Source organism: Amycolatopsis cihanbeyliensis, from assembly GCF_006715045.1.
Taxonomy (GTDB): Bacteria; Actinomycetota; Actinomycetes; order Mycobacteriales; family Pseudonocardiaceae; genus Amycolatopsis; species Amycolatopsis cihanbeyliensis.
In genome coordinates this window covers 785,049-802,342 of sequence record NZ_VFML01000002.1, presented here as the reverse complement: position 1 = coordinate 802,342, position 17,294 = coordinate 785,049, and the positions used below count along the sequence as shown (strand labels likewise).

The following is a 17,294-nucleotide window of genomic DNA, read 5'->3' as shown; positions in this document are numbered from 1 at the left end:
AGCGGTCACCAGAGTTACAGTTCCGCGGCCGGCTGCCCGGCCGCCACCACCGCGTCCCGCAGGGCGGCGCGCAACCTGCCGACGTCCAATGGGGCGAGGATCGCCGCCTCGCCCGGTGGCGCGACGAGTACCACGCGGTCGCTGCTCACGAACACGGTGAGCTCCCGTCGCCTGCCGGCAAGGTCTCGGCAGCTGATCGCCCATTCGTCCCGCGCCGTCACGGCAATCGCCCCTCGTCCGTCTCGGGTTCTGCTGCGTGCGCAGGGGAGACGGAGGTGCCCGATCCGCGTGACGCGGTTGTCGGAAATTCCTTGCCCGCCCGGATCGTTCGCCTGCCGTGCTGCCCGCGACCTGTGCCGCGCGGTAGCGTCGGGGGTGTTCGCAGTGAGGTGCGCCACTCTTGCCGAGGGAGTCGTCCATGTCCGAACCCGAGCGAATCGTGATCATCGGCGGCGGCCTTGCCGGCGCCTCCGCGGCGAGTGCCCTGCGTGCGCAGGGCTATTCCGGTGACGTGCTGGTCCTGGCGGCCGAGCCGCACCGCCCGTACGAACTGCCGCCGCTGTCCAAGGCGGTGCTGCTGGGCGACACCGACGAACCGGACTGGGTGCACGAGGATGGCTTCTACGCCGCGCACGACATCGACCTGCGGGCGGGCGTGGCCGCCACCCGGATCGAGCTCGGCTCCCGGCAGGTCTTCGACGCCGCGGGCGAGCACCACCGCTACGACCGGCTGTTGCTGGCCACCGGCTCCTACCCGCGGTCGCTCCCGGTACCCGGTAGCGACCTGCCCGGCCTGCGCACCCTGCGCAGCCTGGAGGACTCGCTCGCGCTGCGCTCGGCGCTGTCCGAGGCGGAACGGGTGGTGGTCGTCGGGGCGGGCTGGATCGGCACCGAGGCCGCGGCCGCCGCGCGCAAGCATGGAGCGGAGGTCACGGTGCTGGACCAGGCCGCGGCCCCGCTGCGGGACGTGCTCGGCGAGGATATCTCGGCGGTGTTCCGCGAGCTGCACACCGACCACGGGGTGCGGTGGCGGCTCGGCGCGCAGGTCACCGAGTTCACCGGTGGCCCGGAGGGGGTGCGCGGGGTCCGGCTGAGCGACGGCACCGAGCTCGCGGCGGACGTGGTGCTGGTCGCGGTGGGCGCGGCCCCGCGGGTGGCACTTGCCCACGCGGCCGGTCTCGAACTGGCCGATGACGGCGCCGTCCGGGTGGACGCGGGCCTGCGCACCGCGGCCCCGGACGTGTACGCGGCCGGCGATGTGGCCGCCCACTTCCACCCGCGCTACGGCAGGCGGGTGCGGGTCGAGCACTGGGCGAACGCCAAACACCAGGGCGGCCATGTCGCGGGCAACCTGCTCGGGGCACACGAGCCGTATCTGCGGGTGCCGTACTTCTTCTCCGACCAGTACGACCTCGGCTGCGAGTACCGCGGGCTGGCCGATCCGGACGCCGACGAGCTGGTGATCCGCGGCGAGCTGCACACCCGCGAGTTCATCGCCTTCTGGATGGTGCGTGGCCAGGTGACCGCAGCGCTGAACGTGAACGTGTGGGAGCACGGGGACGCCCTCCAGGCGCTGGTGGACCAGCAGATCCCGGTCGATGCCGACCGCCTCCGGCACGCGGACCTGGCGGAACTGGCAGGCCAGGCCGGCTGAGCTACGCCGTCGCGGGCAACGGCTGCGCCGCCCCGCGCCGGGTCATCAGGCTGTACACCAGCAGCGCGAGTAGCCCGAAGCTCGCCATGATCAACGCCATCGGCAGTGCCGAGGAGGTTCCGCCGAGCCCGACCAGGGGGGATGCCACCCCGCCGAGCACGAACTGCAGCACCCCCAGCAGCGCCGAGGCCGCACCCGCGGTCCGCGGGTGGTCGGTGAGTGCGAGCGAGGTGATGTTCGGCATGGTGAGCCCGATGCTGGAGATGATCAGGAACAGTGGTGGCAGCAGGGCGATCAGCCCGAGCCCGAGGCTGAGCCCGAGCACCATCGCCAGCGCGCTGGCCGCGCCGACCAGCAGACCGGTCCGCAGCAGCACCCGTTCCGGGAACCGGCCGACGATCCGGCCGTTCACCTGGCCCAGCAGCACGATCCCGATCCCGTTCGCCCCGAACACCAGGCTGTACTGCTGCGGGCTCAGCCCGTACACGTCCTGCAGCACGAACGAGGAACCCGCGATGTAGGCGAACAAGCCGGCCAGTACCAACCCGGAGGCGAGGGCGTAGCCGAGGAACGCTCGGTCCCGTAGCAGCGCCAGGTAGGTCCGGGCCGCCGCACCCAGCCTGGCGGGCGTGCGCCGCCACGGTGGCAGCGGCTCGGGCAGCGCGAGCGCCGCGACGATCAGCAGCAGCACGCCGAACCCGGTGAGCACCAGGAACACCCCGCGCCATGAGGTCCAGTTCAGTACCTGGCCGCCGACCACCGGCGCCAGGATCGGTGCCAGCCCGGTGACCAGTATCAGCATGGAGAAGAACCGGGTCATCGCGGTCCCGCCGAACAGGTCCCGCACGGTGGCGCGGGCGACCACCATGCCGGCCGAGGCCCCGATCGCCTGCAACCCGCGCGCGGCGATGAGCAGCTCCGCCGACGGGCTGAGCGCGCAGAGCACCGAGGCCGTGGCGTAGATGGTGATCCCGATCAGCAACGGCCTGCGCCGGCCGAAGGCGTCGGACAGCGGGCCGATCACCAGCTGGCCGAGCGCGAGCCCGATGAAGAACGCGGTGAGGGTGAGCTGCAACGTGGAGCTCGACGCTCGCAGGTCGCCGCTCATCGTGGGCAGTGCGGGCAGGTACATGTCGATGGACAGCGGTCCGAACGCGGTGAGCCCGCCGAGGATGAGCGCGTAGCGGACGGTGCTGGGGGGCCGGTTGTCGGTTGCCGGTCTTTCCTCCGTGTACGTGCTCATCCATCTCCCACCAGTCGTGTCCCGCCCGGCACCAACTTGCATAGCCCTACTAAATATTCCCTCAGGGTGCGAACGAGTTTCGCTCGGCACGCATACTGGTCCGAGGCAAGGAGGACGGTGATGGTCGAGCTGACGGAGCGGATGGCCAGGGCACTGGCCGACGAGCTGGACATGCTGACCGAGGACCTGGTGTCCGACATCCTCGCCGAGAACCCGGGCTATCACGATGCCGCGCTGGTGACGCTGGCGGAGCTGCGCCATTCCTGCCGCACCAACCTGCGGCGCGTACTGCAACTGCTCGGCAGGAGGCTGCCGGCCGGGGTGCGGCCCTTCGACGCCGCCGCGGCCACCGGCACCCGGCGGGCCGAGCAGCGGGTGCCACTGGATTCGGTGCTGCGCTCCTACCGCCTCGGTGGTCGGGTGATCTGGCGCGCGCTGGTGCGGATGGCCAAGGAGGACGAGCGGGTCGACCGGGAGCAGATGCTGGACGTGGCGACCGCGGTGTGGACCGTGGTCGACGAGGCATCCTCCGCGCTCGCCCGCGCCTACCGGGACACCGAGGTGCAGCTACGCAGGCTGGACGAGCACCGGCGGCACGCGCTGGTCGAGGACCTGCTGCGCGGCCGGGGCCAGGAGGGCGGGTTCGCCGAGCAGGCCGCGGCCGAGCTGGGGCTGCCGGTGGAGGGTTCCTACGTGGTGCTGGCCGCCGATCTCGCCCCGGACGGCACGCCGGGCCTGGCCACGCCGCAGGACACCCTCGCGGTGCACGGGGTGCGCTCGGTGTGGCAGCCGCGGGCGCAGACGCTGGTCGGCTTGGTCGCGCTGGAACGCAGGGACGTGGGCTCGGTGCTGGAACTGCTGCGTGGCGGGGTGCGGGCCAGGGTCGGGGTCAGCCCGGACGTGCACGGGCTCGGCGAGGTCGGTACGGCACACGACCTCGCCCTGCTCGCGCTGCGCACGCTGCCGCCGGGGGAGGCGGGCCTGGCCGTGCTGGACGAACGCCTCCCGGAGGCGCTCGTGGCACGCTCGCCCGAGCTGGCCGACCGGCTGGTGGAGGTGGTGCTCGGTCCGCTGCTACGGCTGCCTGCCGCCGAGTGCGCGGTGCTGCTGGAGACGCTGACCGCGTGGCTGGAGACCAACCGCTCCGCCGCGGCCACCGCGGCGCGGTTGTACTGCCACCGCAATACCGTGCTGAACCGGTTGCGCAGGCTGGAAAGTCTGCTCGGGCATGCCCCGCACGAGTACCGGGGCGGGCTGGCGCTGTCCCTCGCGTTGATCGCGCACGACTTGCGTACGGGTGAGGGTTGTTCGGCACGGTCCAGCGACCGCGGGCCGTCAGGCCCGTGCGAGCGGTCGTCGCAGCTCGGGCGTCCTGGCGAGACACGCTCCGGAGCTGAGTAGCCCGGTGTCGGATCAAGTGCTGTGAGCTTGCACACTACGATTCGGGACATTTTGGGCATTCGGCCTAGTGCTACTGGCCCATTCGGCTGATAAGCACAGTGTGTCGGATTGGCTACTCCACCACGCGAAAGAAGCGACGATGAACTCCAAACCCCCGCTGGCGCGCCGGGCGTTCCTGGCGCGCATCGGCCTGCTCGGTGCCGCCGTCGGCGCCGGCGGCCTGCTGCCGCGCAGCGCACTGGCTGCCGTCCCGGCCGCCGAAGGTGATCCGCTGTCCGGGGTGGTCGGCCTGCTCCGTCCGGTGCTTGCGGAGCTGTCCAGGGACACCCTGAACGGCCTGACCGTCTTCGTCGTGCCCGGTAAGGACCGGTACTCGGCCGCGCAGGGCACGCCCAGCGACACGCCTGGTGCGCTGGAGGCCGAGGGCACCGACTTCCTGATGAACGCGCTGGACAACTTCGTCCCGTTCCCGGACCAGCTCGCCAAGCCGATCGGCGCGGCACTGGCCACCGGCCTCGCCGACACCGGGGTGGAACTGCCCGGCCTCGACCTGCTGCCGGTCCAGCTCGGCACCCTGGACAAGGCACTGCGCGCGTTGCTGGAGAACGACGCGACCCTTCCGCTGTCCCTGCCGATCGCCTCGACCCTGAACCTGCTGGCCACTCAGGTGAACCCGCTGGCGGTGAACGGGCCGTTCCTCTCCCCGTTCGCCCGGCTGTCCTACGCCGAGAAGGCGCGGGTGTTCCAGCTACTCGAGGGTCCGGACTCCGATCTCGTCGCCCTGCTGGACGTGCACTTCCCCGAGCCGCTCAAGCACTCCGTCTCCGGCCTGCTGAAGTTCCTCGGCGGCGCGCTCATCGAGTTCGCCACCTTCGGCGCGTACACCGAGTACGCGGTGTTCGACGAGCGCACCAAGCAGCTCACCGGCCGCCCGGTCGGCTGGCAACTGACCGGCTACCAGCCGGACGGTCCGGTGGAGGGCTGGGACGACTTCATCGGCTACTACCAGGGGCGGACGGAGGTGCACGACTGATGCGCGACGTGATCATCATCGGGGCCGGGGGTGGCGGCCCGGTCGTGGCCAAGGAACTGGCGGCCAAGGGCCTGGACGTGCTGCTACTGGAGGCCGGGCCACGGCACGCCGATCCCCGCGAGCAGTGGACCAGCTTCGAGAACGACGCGAACAACCCGCTGAGCGGCTACTTCCGGCTCGGCCCCGAGGACCGTTCCCGCCCGGCGTGGTTCCGGGAGTGGTCGCAGAACTCCTTCGTCTGGCAGCTGTCCGGGGTCGGCGGCACCACCCAGCACTTCTACGGCAACTACCCGCGCGCCTACCCCGGGGTGTTCAACGACTACGACAAGCCGGACCGCGCCGAGTACGACGTCAACCACCGGTTCCCGTTCTCCTACGGGGAGATGGTGCCCTACTTCGAGTGGGTGGAGGCCACCGCGCCGGTGATGACGGCGGCGATGGGGGCCAAGGAGCAGACCTTCTTCCGGGGCTGCGAAACCCTCGGCCTGCCGGTGCAGACCACCAAGACCACCCTGGGACCCTCCTACCGGCCGCAGGAGAACGCGGTGCTGCAGCCGGGCGGCAACGCGGGGCGGACCACCGACCGCAACCTGCTGACCTACCCGCAGGCCACCGGCTGCACGCACTGCGGCTACTGCTTCCAGGGCTGCATGCGGCCGATCGGCGCGCCCCGCAACCAGTTCGCCAAACGCTCCACCGACAACAGCTACGTGCCGATGGCCCTGACCGCGGATGCCTGGGCTTCCGGAGGGCGGCCGGTCGAGCTGATCGCGGACGCCTACGTCACGCGGATTCATGCCGAGTCCCGCGGTGGCGCGCTCACCGCCACCGGGGTGACCTGGCGGGAGAACGAGTCCGGAGCCGAACATCGCGAGCAGGCGAAGGTCGTGGTGATGGCCGGTGGCTGCACGGAGAACCCGAGGCTGTGGTTCAACAGCGGTTTGCCCAACCCGAACGACTGGGTCGGCCGCGGCTACACCGACCACTTCTTCGACTGGGTGGTCGGCTCGATGGACGACTACACCGGCAACCCGAAGGGGGTCGGCTCGGCCGCGCGGCTGGACTTCCCGCCCTACGGCGGCCTGGAGAACGTGGGCCTGCCGCCGGCGCTGAACGCCTTCGCGACCACCCTCTCGGACAGCGGGATCCGCGGCCAGTACACCAACGGGCGCGGTGCCACGGGGCCGTGGGACGGGCCCGCGGGCCGGGTGATCGGCCCGGAGTTCAAGGAACTGATCTCCGGCGGGCTGGACCGGCTGCTGAGCGTCCTGGTGATCACCGACGACGATGTGGAGCCGGATAACCGGGTGACCCTGTCCGCACTGCCCGCCGACGAGAACGGGCCGATCCCCAAGGTCACCTTCCGGCAGCGCAACCGCACCGCCCGTACCAACCGCAACCGCGAGTTCATGGCCCGCAAGGCGGCCGAGCTGTTGCGCGGCGCGGGCGCGAAGAAGGTGTACCGGATCGACTGGGCCCCGCTGATCCTGCACGTGCAGTCCTCGATGCGGATGGGCGAGTCGGAACGGAACTCGGTACTGGACACCAATGCCGAGGCCCGCGCGGTGAAACGGCTGTTCATCGCGGACAACTCGGCACTTGCCAACGCCCTCGGTGGGCCGAACCCGACGCTGACCACGCAGGCGCTGGCCACTCGCACCGCGGAGAAGATCTTCCAGCGCTACTTCGGCGGCGATCCGTGGGTGCGCGAGGAATCCCCGGTGGTCTCCACGGATTCACGAATCAGCACACGATTGGGGGAGCTGGGCTTGTAATCTCGGTCACCGGTCACGCGGAGAGGGGCTTGAGCTGTGCCGGTGGTGCAATGGGAAGCAGGTTCGGTCAACGGCGACGCCGGCGTCACGGTGACCCTGCCCGCCGCGACGGACCCGGGCAATCGGGTCGTCGTGGCGGTCGCGGGCAACACCACGCTCGGCACCCCTGCCGGGTGGACGCGGCGGGACCGTACGGTCAACTGGCTCGGCCACTACCTGTTCGACAAGGCAGGGGACGGTGCGGCCGAGTGGGAGTTCACCGCGGGCACCGCCAGCCAGCTGGCCTGGGTGGCACTGGAGATCGCCGGGGGCGAGTTCGACGCGGTCGCCGCCGAGCAGGCCGTCTGGGTGGCCACCCGCACCGCTCGTACCCCCGAGCTGATTCCGGCTCCCGGGGAGCGGCTGCTGATCGCCAGCGTCGGCGGGGGCACGGACGGCGCGCCGTCCCGCTCGGTGAGCTCCTGGCTCTCCGGGTTCACCGAGCTGGCCGACCTGCAGGTCACCGGTGGCGCGGACAACCCCAGCCACGCGCTCGCCGTACTCGAGGCGACCGTGGACGGGGTCACCCCGTACCAGACCGCGGTGACCTGGAACGGGAACGTGGTGTCGCACGCGCGGATCCTGGCCAGCTACGCCACCGGCTCCGGCGGTCCGGCGGAACCCACGGTCACCGCGGGTACGGCCCGGCCGGTGTTGGTGGGCGGGTCGGTCGGCCTGGACGTGCGGGCCAGCGCGCCGGAGGGGCAGACGATCACCGGCTACGCCTGGCGGATCACCTCCGGCGGAGGCAGCCTCTCCGATGTGGACACCGCGACACCCGGCTATACCGCGCCTGCGACCCCCGGGCTCGCGGTGGTGCGGTGTACCGTCACCGCCTCCGGCGGCGGCAGTGCCACCGCCGCGGTCAGCGTCTCGCGGCACCACACGATCGTCGCAGCGGAGAACGCGCTGCCCGGAACCGCACGCGCCGAATGGGACCTCGTCGACCCCGAACTCGGTGGCATCGCGAGCCTGCAGGGCTTCGCCGAGGGGTTCAGCGCCAACCGGGACCGGCCGGTCGAGTTCAAGATCGCCCAGGAGGGCGGCGCGGACTGGTCGGCCCGGGTGTACCGGCTGGGCTGGTACGGCGGGGAGGGTGCGCGGCTGCTCGACGTGCTCACCCCGGACGCCGCGCAACTCGCCGCCGCGCGGTCGCAGCCGGCGCCGGGCAATGCCGATCCCGGGCACGCCCCGGCCTCGGCCGACTGCTCGACCTGGGCGGTGACCCTGAGTTGGGACCCGCCCCACTGGGCACCGAGCGGGATCTACCTGCTGCGGCTGGAACGGGAAGGCGGCGGTGCCAGCCATGTGCCGTTCGTGCTGCGGGACGACGCCCGTACCGCGGACCTGATGGTGATGCCTGCGGACTCCACGTGGCAGGCCTACAACGCCTTCGGCGGCCTCGGCGACGCGCTGCTGGCCGGCAACAGCCTCTACCTCGGCACCGCGATCAACCAGTACTCCGTCGACTGTGCCCGCTACGTCCACTACGACCGGCCGATCGTGAACCGGGCCGCGGCCAACACCGGGCAACGGTACGGCGCCGTGCGGTGGAGCAACTTCTTCACCGGCGAGTACCCGATGGTCCGGTTCCTGGAACGCAACGGCTACGACGTCAAGTACTACTCCTGCCTGGACGCGGCAGGCGACCCGGACGGTGACCTGTTGCGGACGGTGTCCGCCGCCATGTTCGTCGGCCACAACGAGTACTGGTCGGCGGATATGCGGTCCGGGTGGGAGGCGGCCAAGGAACGCGGGCTGAGCGTGTTCAGCTGCGCGGGCAACGAGGTGTTCTGGCGTGCCGTCGGGGACCGCCGCGACGACGAGGGCCGGCCCCGGCGGTGGGAGTGCCAGAAGTCCACCATCAACGGCCGCGGCGGCAACCGTCCGGAGTGGACCGGAACCTGGCGGGACCCGGACGGCTCCGGCGAGGGCGGCGACGACCCGGAGAACCGCTTCACCGGCACCATCTTCTGCGTGAACGGCCCGGACTTCCGCCCGGTCGTGGTGCCGGTGGCGGGCGGCTACTCGGCGACCCCGCTGTGGCGTGACACCCCGGTCGCCGAGCTGAGCTCCGGATCGTGGACCTCGCCGGGCCAGATCCTCGGGTTCGAGTGGGACACCTACGGCCCGGAAGGCGTCTCCACCACCGGCGGCCGGTACCTCGCCGACCCGCATCCCGAGGCGACCTACTGCTCGAGCGCCACCTACCAGGTGAACGCGCTGGTGCTCACCGACGCGGGTGACGAGTACGGCTCGGGCCGGGTCACCCACCGGCTGGTAGTGCAGCCATCGGGTTCCGCGGGCGGGATCACCTTCGGCACCGGAACGGTCAACTGGGCGCTGGGGGTGGACGCGGCCAACACCTACCAGGCGGGCGGCGACAACACCTCGACGGTGCTGCGGCAGGCCACCGTGAACCTGCTCACCGATATGAGCGTGCGGCCCGCGACGCTGATGACCGGGCTGGTGCCGCCGACGCCGGTGCGGTGGTACCCCGACCCGTAGGATACCGGCCGGTATGGTCGGTTCCGTCCGTTGGAGGTCTGGGTGAGCGAGCGATTCGGTGGCTACCAGAACGAGATCTATCTCCAGGGGTACCAGGGCGCCACCCCGTTGCTGTCCACCGACCCGACGAAGCTGGAGGAGGCGGCGCGGGAGCTGCTGGAGCCGGGCCCGTTCTGGTACGCGGCGGGCGCGGCCGGCACCGGCGCCACGGCGCGGGCCAACCGGGAGGCATTCGACCGCTGGCGGATCGTGCCGCGGATGCTGACCGACGCGACCGAGCGGGACCTTTCCACCACGGTGCTCGGCACCGAGATGCCGGCCCCGTTGCTGCTTGCCCCGGTCGGGGTGCAGTCGATCATGCATCCGGAGGCGGAGCGGGCGACCGCGCGGGCCGCGGCCGGGCTCGGCCTGCCGATGGTGCTGTCCACGGCCTCCTCCAGCACGATCGAGGAGGTCGCCACGGCGAGCGGGGACGGCCCGCGCTGGTTCCAGCTCTACTGGCCGCACGACCCCGATGTCTGCGCGAGCATCCTCGGCAGGGCAAAGCAAGCCGGCTACACCACCCTGGTGGTCACCCTGGACACCTGGACCCTGGCGTGGCGACCCTGCGACCTGGACCGGGCCTACCTGCCGTTCCTGCGCGGTGAGGGCGTGGCCGTGCCGTTCTCCGATCCCGCCTTTCGCGCGTTACTGGACAAGAGCCCCGAGGAGGACCCGCCCGCGGCCATCCTGCGGTGGATCTCCCTGGTCACCGGCGCCGATCGGAGCTGGAACGCGCTGCCCTTCCTGCGCGAGCACTGGGACGGCCCGATCGTGCTCAAGGGCATCCAGCACGTGGACGACGCTCGCCGCGCGGCGGACGCCGGGATGGACGGGATCGTGGTGTCCAACCACGGCGGTCGCCAGGTGGACGGCGCGATCGCCGCGCTGGACGCCTTGCCGGAGATCGCCGGCGCGGTGGGCGACCGGATCGAGGTGCTGTTCGACTCGGGCGTGCGGTCCGGCGCCGACCTGCTCAAGGCGCTGGCGCTGGGCGCGCGGGCGGTGCTGCTCGGCAGGCCCTACGTCTACGGGCTCGCGCTGGGCGGTGAGGACGGGGTGCGGCACGTGCTGCGCAGCGTGCTCGCCGACCTCGACCTGACCATGGGGCTGTCCGGCAACCGGACGCCGGCCGATCTCGGTGCCGACTCGCTGCGGCGGTCTTGACCACTGGCGGCGGATAACCGCTGGGCGGCGCGGTTATGGTGGAGGCCGTATGTCTACTCGATCTCCCCTTGATGAGCTGCGCCCTCGGCTGCGCGAGCTGACCGCGCGGGACGCGCACAAGCTGCGGCGGCGCATCGACGGTGCGCGCAAGGCGAGGGACCACGCCGCGGTCGCCGCGGAGATCGCGGCCGATGTGGACGCGGCCGAGTTGCGGGTGCGTAACCGGATCGCCGCGGTGCCGAAGCTGGAGTACCCGGCGGAGCTGCCGGTCAGCCAGCGCAAGGAGGACATCGCCGAGCTGGTTCGGGACCACCAGGTGGTGATCGTCGCGGGGGAGACCGGCTCCGGCAAGACCACCCAGTTGCCCAAGATCTGCCTCGGGCTCGGCAGGGGCGTGCGCGGCCAGATCGGGCACACCCAGCCGCGCAGGCTGGCCGCGCGCACGGTGGCCGAGCGGGTGGCGTCCGAGCTGAGGACCGAACTGGGCTCCACGGTCGGGTACAAGGTGCGTTTCACCGACCGGGGCGGGGACGACACCCTGGTCAAGCTGATGACCGACGGCATCCTGCTCGCCGAGATCCAGCACGACCGGATGCTGCGCCAGTACGACACGATCATCATCGACGAGGCGCACGAGCGTAGCCTGAACATCGACTTCCTGCTCGGTTACCTCAAGCAGTTGCTGCCGCGCCGCCCGGACCTCAAGCTGATCATCACCTCGGCCACCATCGACCCCGAGCGGTTCTCCCGCCACTTCGGGGACGCGCCGATCATCGAGGTCTCCGGGCGCACCTACCCGGTGGAGGTGCGCTACCGCCCGGTGGTCGACCCCGAAGACCCGGACGCCGACCCGGACCGCGACCAGGTGCAGGCCATCTGCGAGGCGGCGGGTGAGCTGATCGCCGAGGGGTCGGGGGACATCCTGGTGTTCCTTTCCGGGGAGCGGGAGATCCGGGACACCGCGGACGCGCTGACCGCGCTGAACCTGCCGAGCACCGAGGTGCTCCCGCTGTACGCGCGGCTGTCCTCGGCCGAGCAGCACCGGGTGTTCCAGTCGCACACCGGGCGCCGGATCGTGCTGGCCACGAACGTCGCGGAGACCTCGCTGACCGTGCCGGGGATCAAGTACGTGATCGATCCCGGCACGGCGCGGATCTCCCGGTACAGTCACCGCACCAAGGTGCAGCGCCTGCCGATCGAACCGGTGTCCCAGGCCTCGGCCAACCAGCGCAAGGGCCGCTGCGGCCGGACCTCGGACGGTATCTGCGTGCGGTTGTACTCCGAGGACGACTTCGCGTCCCGGCCGGAGTTCACCGATCCGGAGATCCTGCGCACCAACCTCGCCTCGGTCATCCTGCAGATGACCTCGCTGGGACTGGGGGATATCGGCGCGTTCCCGTTCGTGGAACCGCCGGATCGCAGGCAGATCACCGACGGGGTCAACCTGCTGCAGGAGTTGGGCGCGTTCGACCCCGGCGCCGAGGCGCGCCAGAAGCTGACCAGGACCGGCAGGCAACTGGCGCAGCTTCCGGTGGACCCGCGGCTCGGCCGGATGGTGTTGCAGGCCGCCGAGGACGGCTGCGTGCGCGAGGCCATGATCATCGTCGCCGCGTTGTCCATTCAGGACCCGCGGGAGCGGCCCGCGGAGAAGCAGCAGGCCGCCGACCAGAAGCATGCCCGGTTCACCGACAAGAACTCCGATTTCCAGGCTTACCTGAACCTGTGGGAGTACCTGACCGAGCAGCAGAAAGCCTTGTCCGGCAATCAGTTCCGCAAGCTGTGCCGCGCCGAGTACCTGAACTACCTGCGGGTCCGCGAGTGGCAGGACATCTACGGCCAGCTGACCAGGCTGGCCAAGCCACTGGGTGTCACCCCGAACAACTCGGCCGCGAGTTTCCAGCAGGTGCACACCGCGCTGATCGCGGGGATGCTCTCGCATATCGGGCTCAAGGACCCGGCCAAGGGGGACTACCTCGGCGCGCGGGGCACCCGGTTCGCGGTGTTCCCCGGTTCCGGGCTGTTCAAGAAGCAGCCGCGCTGGGTGATGGCGGCCGAGCTGGTGGAGACCTCGCGGCTGTGGGCTCGGGTGGTGGCCCGGATCGAGCCCGAGTGGGTGGAACCGCTCGCCGGCCACGTGGTCAAGCGCACCTACTCGGAGCCGCACTGGGAACGCAAGCGCGGCGCGGTGATGGCCAACGAGCGGGTGACCCTGTACGGGGTTCCGCTGGTGACCGGGCGGAAGGTGAGCTACGGGAAGATCGATCCCGAGCTGTCCCGTGAGCTGTTCATCCGGCACGCGCTGGTGGAGGGGGACTGGCAGACCGACCACCGCTTCTTCCGCGACAACCGCGCCTTGCTGGACGAGGTCTCCGACCTGGAGCACCGGGCACGCCGGCACGACATCCTGGTCGACGACGAGACCCTGTTCGAGTTCTACGACCAGCGCATCCCCGCCGAGGTGGTGTCGGCACGGCATTTCGACAGCTGGTGGAAGAAGACCCGCCGCGAGCAACCGGACCTGCTCACCTTCGAGAAGTCCATGCTGATCAACGCCACGGCGGGCGGGGTGAGCGAGGCCGACTACCCGGACACCTGGAAACAGGGCGCACTGGAGTTCCCGCTCACCTACCAGTTCGAGCCAGGTACCGACGCCGACGGCGTGACCGTGCACCTGCCGCTGGCGGTGCTGAACCAGGTCGGTCGGGAGGGGTTCGACTGGCAGGTTCCCGGGCTGCGCGAGGAACTGGTCACCGCGCTGATCAAGTCCCTGCCCAAGCAACTGCGCCGCAACTTCGTGCCCGCGCCGGATCACGCCCGGCAGGTGCTGCAGCGGATCACCCCCGCGGACGGGCCACTGGTGGACGCGCTCGGCGCCGAGCTGGAGCGGCTGCGCGGGGTGGTCGTGCCGCAGGACGCCTGGCAGCCCGAGTCCGTGCCGGACCACCTGCGGATCACCTTCCGGGTGGTGGACGAGAAGGACAACAGCCTTGGCGAGGGCAAGGACCTCGAGGAGCTGCGGCAGCGGTTGCGCGGCGAGGTCAGGGCGACCATCTCCGCCGCCGCGGACAGTATCGAGCGTTCCGGGCTGCGCACCCCTGCCTTCGGCGAACTGCCGCAGGTCTTCCGGGGCAGTCGGCGCGGGCACGAGGTGAAGGCCTACCCTGCGCTGGTGGACGAGGGGGACAGCGTCGCCGTGCGGATGCTGGACACCCCGGGGCTGCAACGGCAGCGGATGTGGGCCGGCACCCGGCGGATGCTGCGGCTGAACCTGCCCTCGCCGATGAAGTTCATCAACCGCAACCTGAACAACCAGGCCAAGCTGGTGCTCAGCCGCAACCCGCACGGCGGGGTGGCGCCGCTGCTCGAGGACTGCGTCGACTGCGCGGTGGACAAGCTGATGGCCGACGCGGGCGGGCCGGTGTGGTCGGATGCCGGGTTCGAACCCCTGCTGGAGAAGGTACGCGCCGGGCTGAACCCGACCGTGCTCGAGGTACTGCGCGAGGTGGAACGCGTGCTGCACGCCGCACACGAGGTCGAGGTGTTACTTGCCGATACGAAGAGGCCCGCGCTCGCGGAGTCGGTCGCCGACCTGCGCGCGCAGTTCGCGGGCCTGGTGCACCCGGGTTTCGTCACCGCGGCCGGGTATCACCGGCTCCCGGACCTGGTTCGCTACCTGCGGGCGATGGAACGCAGGCTGGACAAGCTGCCCGGCGATCCCGCCCGCGACCTGGAGCGGGTGCGTGAGATCGAATGGCTGCGCCGCGAGTACCAGGCGGTGCTGGACGAGCTGCCACCGCAGACGCCCCCGAGCCCGGCACTCGCCGAGATCCCCTGGATGATCGAGGAACTACGGGTCAGCTTCTTCGCGCAGACGCTGCGCACCGCGTATCCGGTCTCGGTGAAGCGCATCCTGCGCGCCATGGACGACGACGCAAGCTGAGTCGTGTTTGCCGTCCACGCGCGCGTGTTTGCCGCTCGCGCGCACGAGTTTGCCGCTCATGCGTGCGAGTTTGCCGTTCCCGTACGTTTCGACACCGGCTTGGCTGTGGACCGTCGAGGGGGAACCTACTTGCAGTTCGGGGCGTCCGCCGCGGCCTTGATCAGCTCGGGCGATCCGGTCAACACCCCGACCGGGTCGATGGACCTGTGCGCCTGTTCCTGCGATTCGATGACGCCGTCCGCCGCGCGGTTCTGCGCTTCGACGTCGTCGGGAGCGGCGGCTTCCAGCTCCTCCTTGGCCGTCGCGGCCGTCTCCCGCGCGGCGGCGTAGTTGTCCCGCGTGGTCCGCGCCGCGGTCTCGGCGGTGGAGTCGGGTGGCTGGTCGAGCGCGTCGAGCGCGGCGATGGCCTCGTCCAGCGTCGTGACGAAGTGGTCGAGCAACTCGCCGGTCTGGCGCTGGTGCTCCCCGATCGTGTTGCCTCCGGTCGGATCGGGCATCTCGTCCTGCCTGGCGACGAATCCGTTGACGGCCCCGCAGAACCCGTTCACCCATTCGGCGGGGCTGGAACCCGGGCCGGTTGTCGTCGCGGAGGCGGCGGGCGCGGTCGTGTTCCTGGTTTGTTGGGCGTCCCGCGCTTCGCCCCCGGATTCGCACGCGGTCAACGCGAAGCTCACGGCGAAGCAGGTGGCGAGAAAGACCGTGGATCGCGACATCGTGGGCTCCCCGGACCGATGCGTCGATGTGGTTGCCTTGCTTATCGGCGGACCGGCCGCAGTGTTACCGACCCATCACTTCGCGTCGGCGTAGGACTCCACGGCCACCGCGGGCATCGGGAACCGGACCGGGCAGGACGGCCCGAACACCAGCGCGGTGGTCTCCCGCACCGCGTCGTCGAGGCGGGCGATCACCGCGTCGGCCAACTCGGCAGGCGCATGCACCAGTACTTCGTCGTGCTGGAAGAACACCAGGTGCGCCGGCTCGGGCAGGCGCCGCCGCAGGGTGGCGAGCAGCACGGCCGTCCAGTCCGCCGCGGTGGCCTGTACCACGAAGTTGCGGGTGAACCGGCCCCAGTCCTTGGCGGCCCTGCGAGCCTTGCCCTCGGCGGCCGCGTCCTCGCCGGCACCGCCGGTCAGCGCGCGCCAGGCCGCCGAGGGCTCGGGCGAGGTCCGGCCGAGCCGGGAACGGACCCGCTCGCCCCGCTCGCCGGCGGCCGCCGCGTGTTCCACATAGGACACAGCATCCGGGAAGCGTTGGCGCAGCAAGCCGAGTAGCGCGGCGGCCTCGCCCGCGGTGCCGCCGTACATGGCGGAGAGCATGGCGATCTTCGCCCGGGACCGGTCGTCCCGCTCCTCGCCAGCCGGCCTGCGGACGCCCGCGAACATCGCCTCGGCGAGCCGGTCGTAGAGATCCACCGATCCGGACACCTCGGCCAGCTTCTGGTCGCCGGACAACGCCGCCAGCACCCGCGGCTCCAGTTGCGCGGCGTCCGCGACCACCAGCCGCCACCCCGGGTCGGCGCGTACACACACCCGCAGGGTCCGGGGAATCTGCAGCGCGGCCCCACCCCGGCTGGCCCAGCGCCCGGACACCACGCCGCCGACGACGTAGACCGGGCGGAACCGGTCCTCGCGCACCCACCCGGCCAGCCAGTTCCAGCCGTGCGCGGAATGCAGCCTGGCCAGCTCCTTGTACTCCAGCAGCGGGGCGACCGCGGGATGGTCCACCTTCCGCAGCACGTGCGCCCGCGTCGAGGGAACCTCGATACCGGCATGCGCGAAGGCGCGCACCACGCTGCCCGGATGGTCCGGGTTCACCGGCCTGCCGCCGAACGCCTCCTGCACGCGGTCCGCCAGTTCGGCGAGCTTGCGTGGCCGCTGGCCGACCGGGACTCGGGGTCCGAGCAACTCGGTCAGCAGGGCGTCGTGCAGGTCGGCGCGCCACGGCAGCCCGTGCAGGGACATCTCGGCGGCGGCCAGCGCACTCGCCGACTCCGCCGCGATCAGCAACCGCATCCGCTCCGGCTGAGCCGCCCGCTCCGCCCTGGCCCGCTGCCGGTGGAACACGATCTCGGCCGCGTCCACCGCGCGGACGTCGGGCGGCAGCCCGGAGCCGCGCGGATCGAACAGGCTGGGTTGGCTGTCCGGTTCGTGGGCGGACGGCTCCGGGTCCGGCGGTGGCACCAGGCCGTTGGCTCTGGCATACGCCGCGGCGAGCCGGCGTGGCTGATCGCCGTCGCCCTCGCCGGCCAGCAACAGGCCCTCGGCCAGGGTCAGGTCATGACAGCGGTCCACCCGCAGGCCGGCCTCCAGCAGGACCGGGTAGTCCTCCTCCACGGAGGCGAACACCCAGCGTGGCCGGTTGGTCCGCTCCTGCCGCTCGACGTAGCGGGCGAGTTCGGCGGTCGGCGCCCCGGAGAGCTCGGCTCCGGTGGCGTCCGCGCCGAGTGGTCGGGCGGAGTACACCCCTTCGGCATCCCGCACGACGATGATCTGCAC

The 17,294-nt window shown here is 71.3% G+C and carries 11 protein-coding genes; 7 read left to right on the top strand and 4 right to left on the bottom strand.

Annotation, left to right across the window (positions count from 1 at the left end; translation table 11 throughout):
• Window positions 1-14: 14 nt before the first annotated feature.
• Window positions 15-221: a hypothetical protein gene (locus FB471_RS32240; RefSeq protein WP_142003589.1), complete on the bottom strand. Its 207-nt coding sequence runs from the start codon at window positions 219-221 to the stop codon at window positions 15-17.
• A gap of 197 nt (window positions 222-418) precedes the next feature.
• On the opposite strand from FB471_RS32240, the gene FB471_RS32235 reads away from it, so the two are divergent.
• A complete protein-coding gene (locus FB471_RS32235) occupies window positions 419-1,654 on the top strand; it encodes an NAD(P)/FAD-dependent oxidoreductase (protein ID WP_142003588.1) in 1,236 nt (411 codons plus the stop codon).
• Between the two features lies 1 nt (window position 1,655).
• On the opposite strand, the gene FB471_RS32230 is transcribed toward FB471_RS32235, so the two are convergent.
• The gene (locus FB471_RS32230; RefSeq protein ID WP_142003587.1) at window positions 1,656-2,897 is read right to left on the bottom strand and encodes a Bcr/CflA family multidrug efflux MFS transporter; all 1,242 of its coding nucleotides are present in this window, start codon (window positions 2,895-2,897) and stop codon (window positions 1,656-1,658) included.
• 120 nt (window positions 2,898-3,017) lie between these two features.
• On the opposite strand from FB471_RS32230, the gene FB471_RS32225 reads away from it, so the two are divergent.
• The 6 genes from FB471_RS32225 to hrpA all read left to right on the top strand — a co-directional run bounded on the left by FB471_RS32225 (window position 3,018) and on the right by hrpA (window position 14,799).
• A complete protein-coding gene (locus FB471_RS32225; protein WP_142003586.1) occupies window positions 3,018-4,298 on the top strand; it encodes a PucR family transcriptional regulator in 1,281 nt (426 codons plus the stop codon).
• A 139-nt stretch (window positions 4,299-4,437) separates the two neighbouring features.
• Window positions 4,438-5,331 (top strand): hypothetical protein, encoded by an 894-nt coding sequence (locus tag FB471_RS32220; protein ID WP_142003585.1) that lies wholly within the window; start codon window positions 4,438-4,440, stop codon window positions 5,329-5,331.
• Complete coding sequence (locus FB471_RS32215) at window positions 5,331-7,106, top strand: GMC family oxidoreductase N-terminal domain-containing protein (RefSeq protein ID WP_142003584.1); 1,776 nt, start codon at window positions 5,331-5,333, stop codon at window positions 7,104-7,106. Before FB471_RS32220 ends, FB471_RS32215 begins: the two co-directional genes overlap by 1 nt.
• Window positions 7,107-7,148: 42 nt before the next feature.
• Window positions 7,149-9,653, top strand: coding sequence for a N,N-dimethylformamidase beta subunit family domain-containing protein (locus FB471_RS32210; RefSeq protein ID WP_142003583.1), 2,505 nt, complete (start codon window positions 7,149-7,151; stop codon window positions 9,651-9,653).
• Between the two features lie 42 nt (window positions 9,654-9,695).
• Window positions 9,696-10,859, top strand: a complete 1,164-nt coding sequence (locus FB471_RS32205; RefSeq protein WP_142003582.1) for a lactate 2-monooxygenase — start codon at window positions 9,696-9,698, stop codon at window positions 10,857-10,859.
• A gap of 49 nt (window positions 10,860-10,908) precedes the next feature.
• Window positions 10,909-14,799, top strand: coding sequence for an ATP-dependent RNA helicase HrpA (gene hrpA / locus FB471_RS32200; RefSeq protein ID WP_142003581.1), 3,891 nt, complete (start codon window positions 10,909-10,911; stop codon window positions 14,797-14,799).
• 125 nt (window positions 14,800-14,924) lie between these two features.
• Here hrpA and FB471_RS32195 read toward each other — a convergent pair whose 3' ends face one another.
• Both FB471_RS32195 and FB471_RS32190 read right to left on the bottom strand, forming a co-directional pair.
• Window positions 14,925-15,512: a hypothetical protein gene (locus FB471_RS32195; protein WP_142003580.1), complete on the bottom strand. Its 588-nt coding sequence runs from the start codon at window positions 15,510-15,512 to the stop codon at window positions 14,925-14,927.
• 75 nt (window positions 15,513-15,587) lie between these two features.
• Entirely contained in the window at window positions 15,588-17,294 is a 1,707-nt protein-coding gene (locus tag FB471_RS32190) for a bifunctional 3'-5' exonuclease/DNA polymerase (RefSeq protein ID WP_142003579.1), read from the bottom strand.

Bases quoted from the DNA above. Each gene is read 5' to 3' on its own strand.
- FB471_RS32225 (WP_142003586.1), top strand. From the start codon at position 3,018: ATGGTCGAGCTGACGGAGCGGATGGCCAGGGCACTGGCCGACGAGCTG.
- FB471_RS32220 (WP_142003585.1), top strand. From the start codon at position 4,438: ATGAACTCCAAACCCCCGCTGGCGCGCCGGGCGTTCCTGGCGCGCATC.
- FB471_RS32230 (WP_142003587.1), bottom strand. From the start codon at position 2,897: ATGAGCACGTACACGGAGGAAAGACCGGCAACCGACAACCGGCCCCCC.
- hrpA (WP_142003581.1), top strand. From the start codon at position 10,909: ATGTCTACTCGATCTCCCCTTGATGAGCTGCGCCCTCGGCTGCGCGAG.
- FB471_RS32195 (WP_142003580.1), bottom strand. From the start codon at position 15,512: ATGTCGCGATCCACGGTCTTTCTCGCCACCTGCTTCGCCGTGAGCTTC.
- FB471_RS32235 (WP_142003588.1), top strand. From the start codon at position 419: ATGTCCGAACCCGAGCGAATCGTGATCATCGGCGGCGGCCTTGCCGGC.
- FB471_RS32215 (WP_142003584.1), top strand. From the start codon at position 5,331: ATGCGCGACGTGATCATCATCGGGGCCGGGGGTGGCGGCCCGGTCGTG.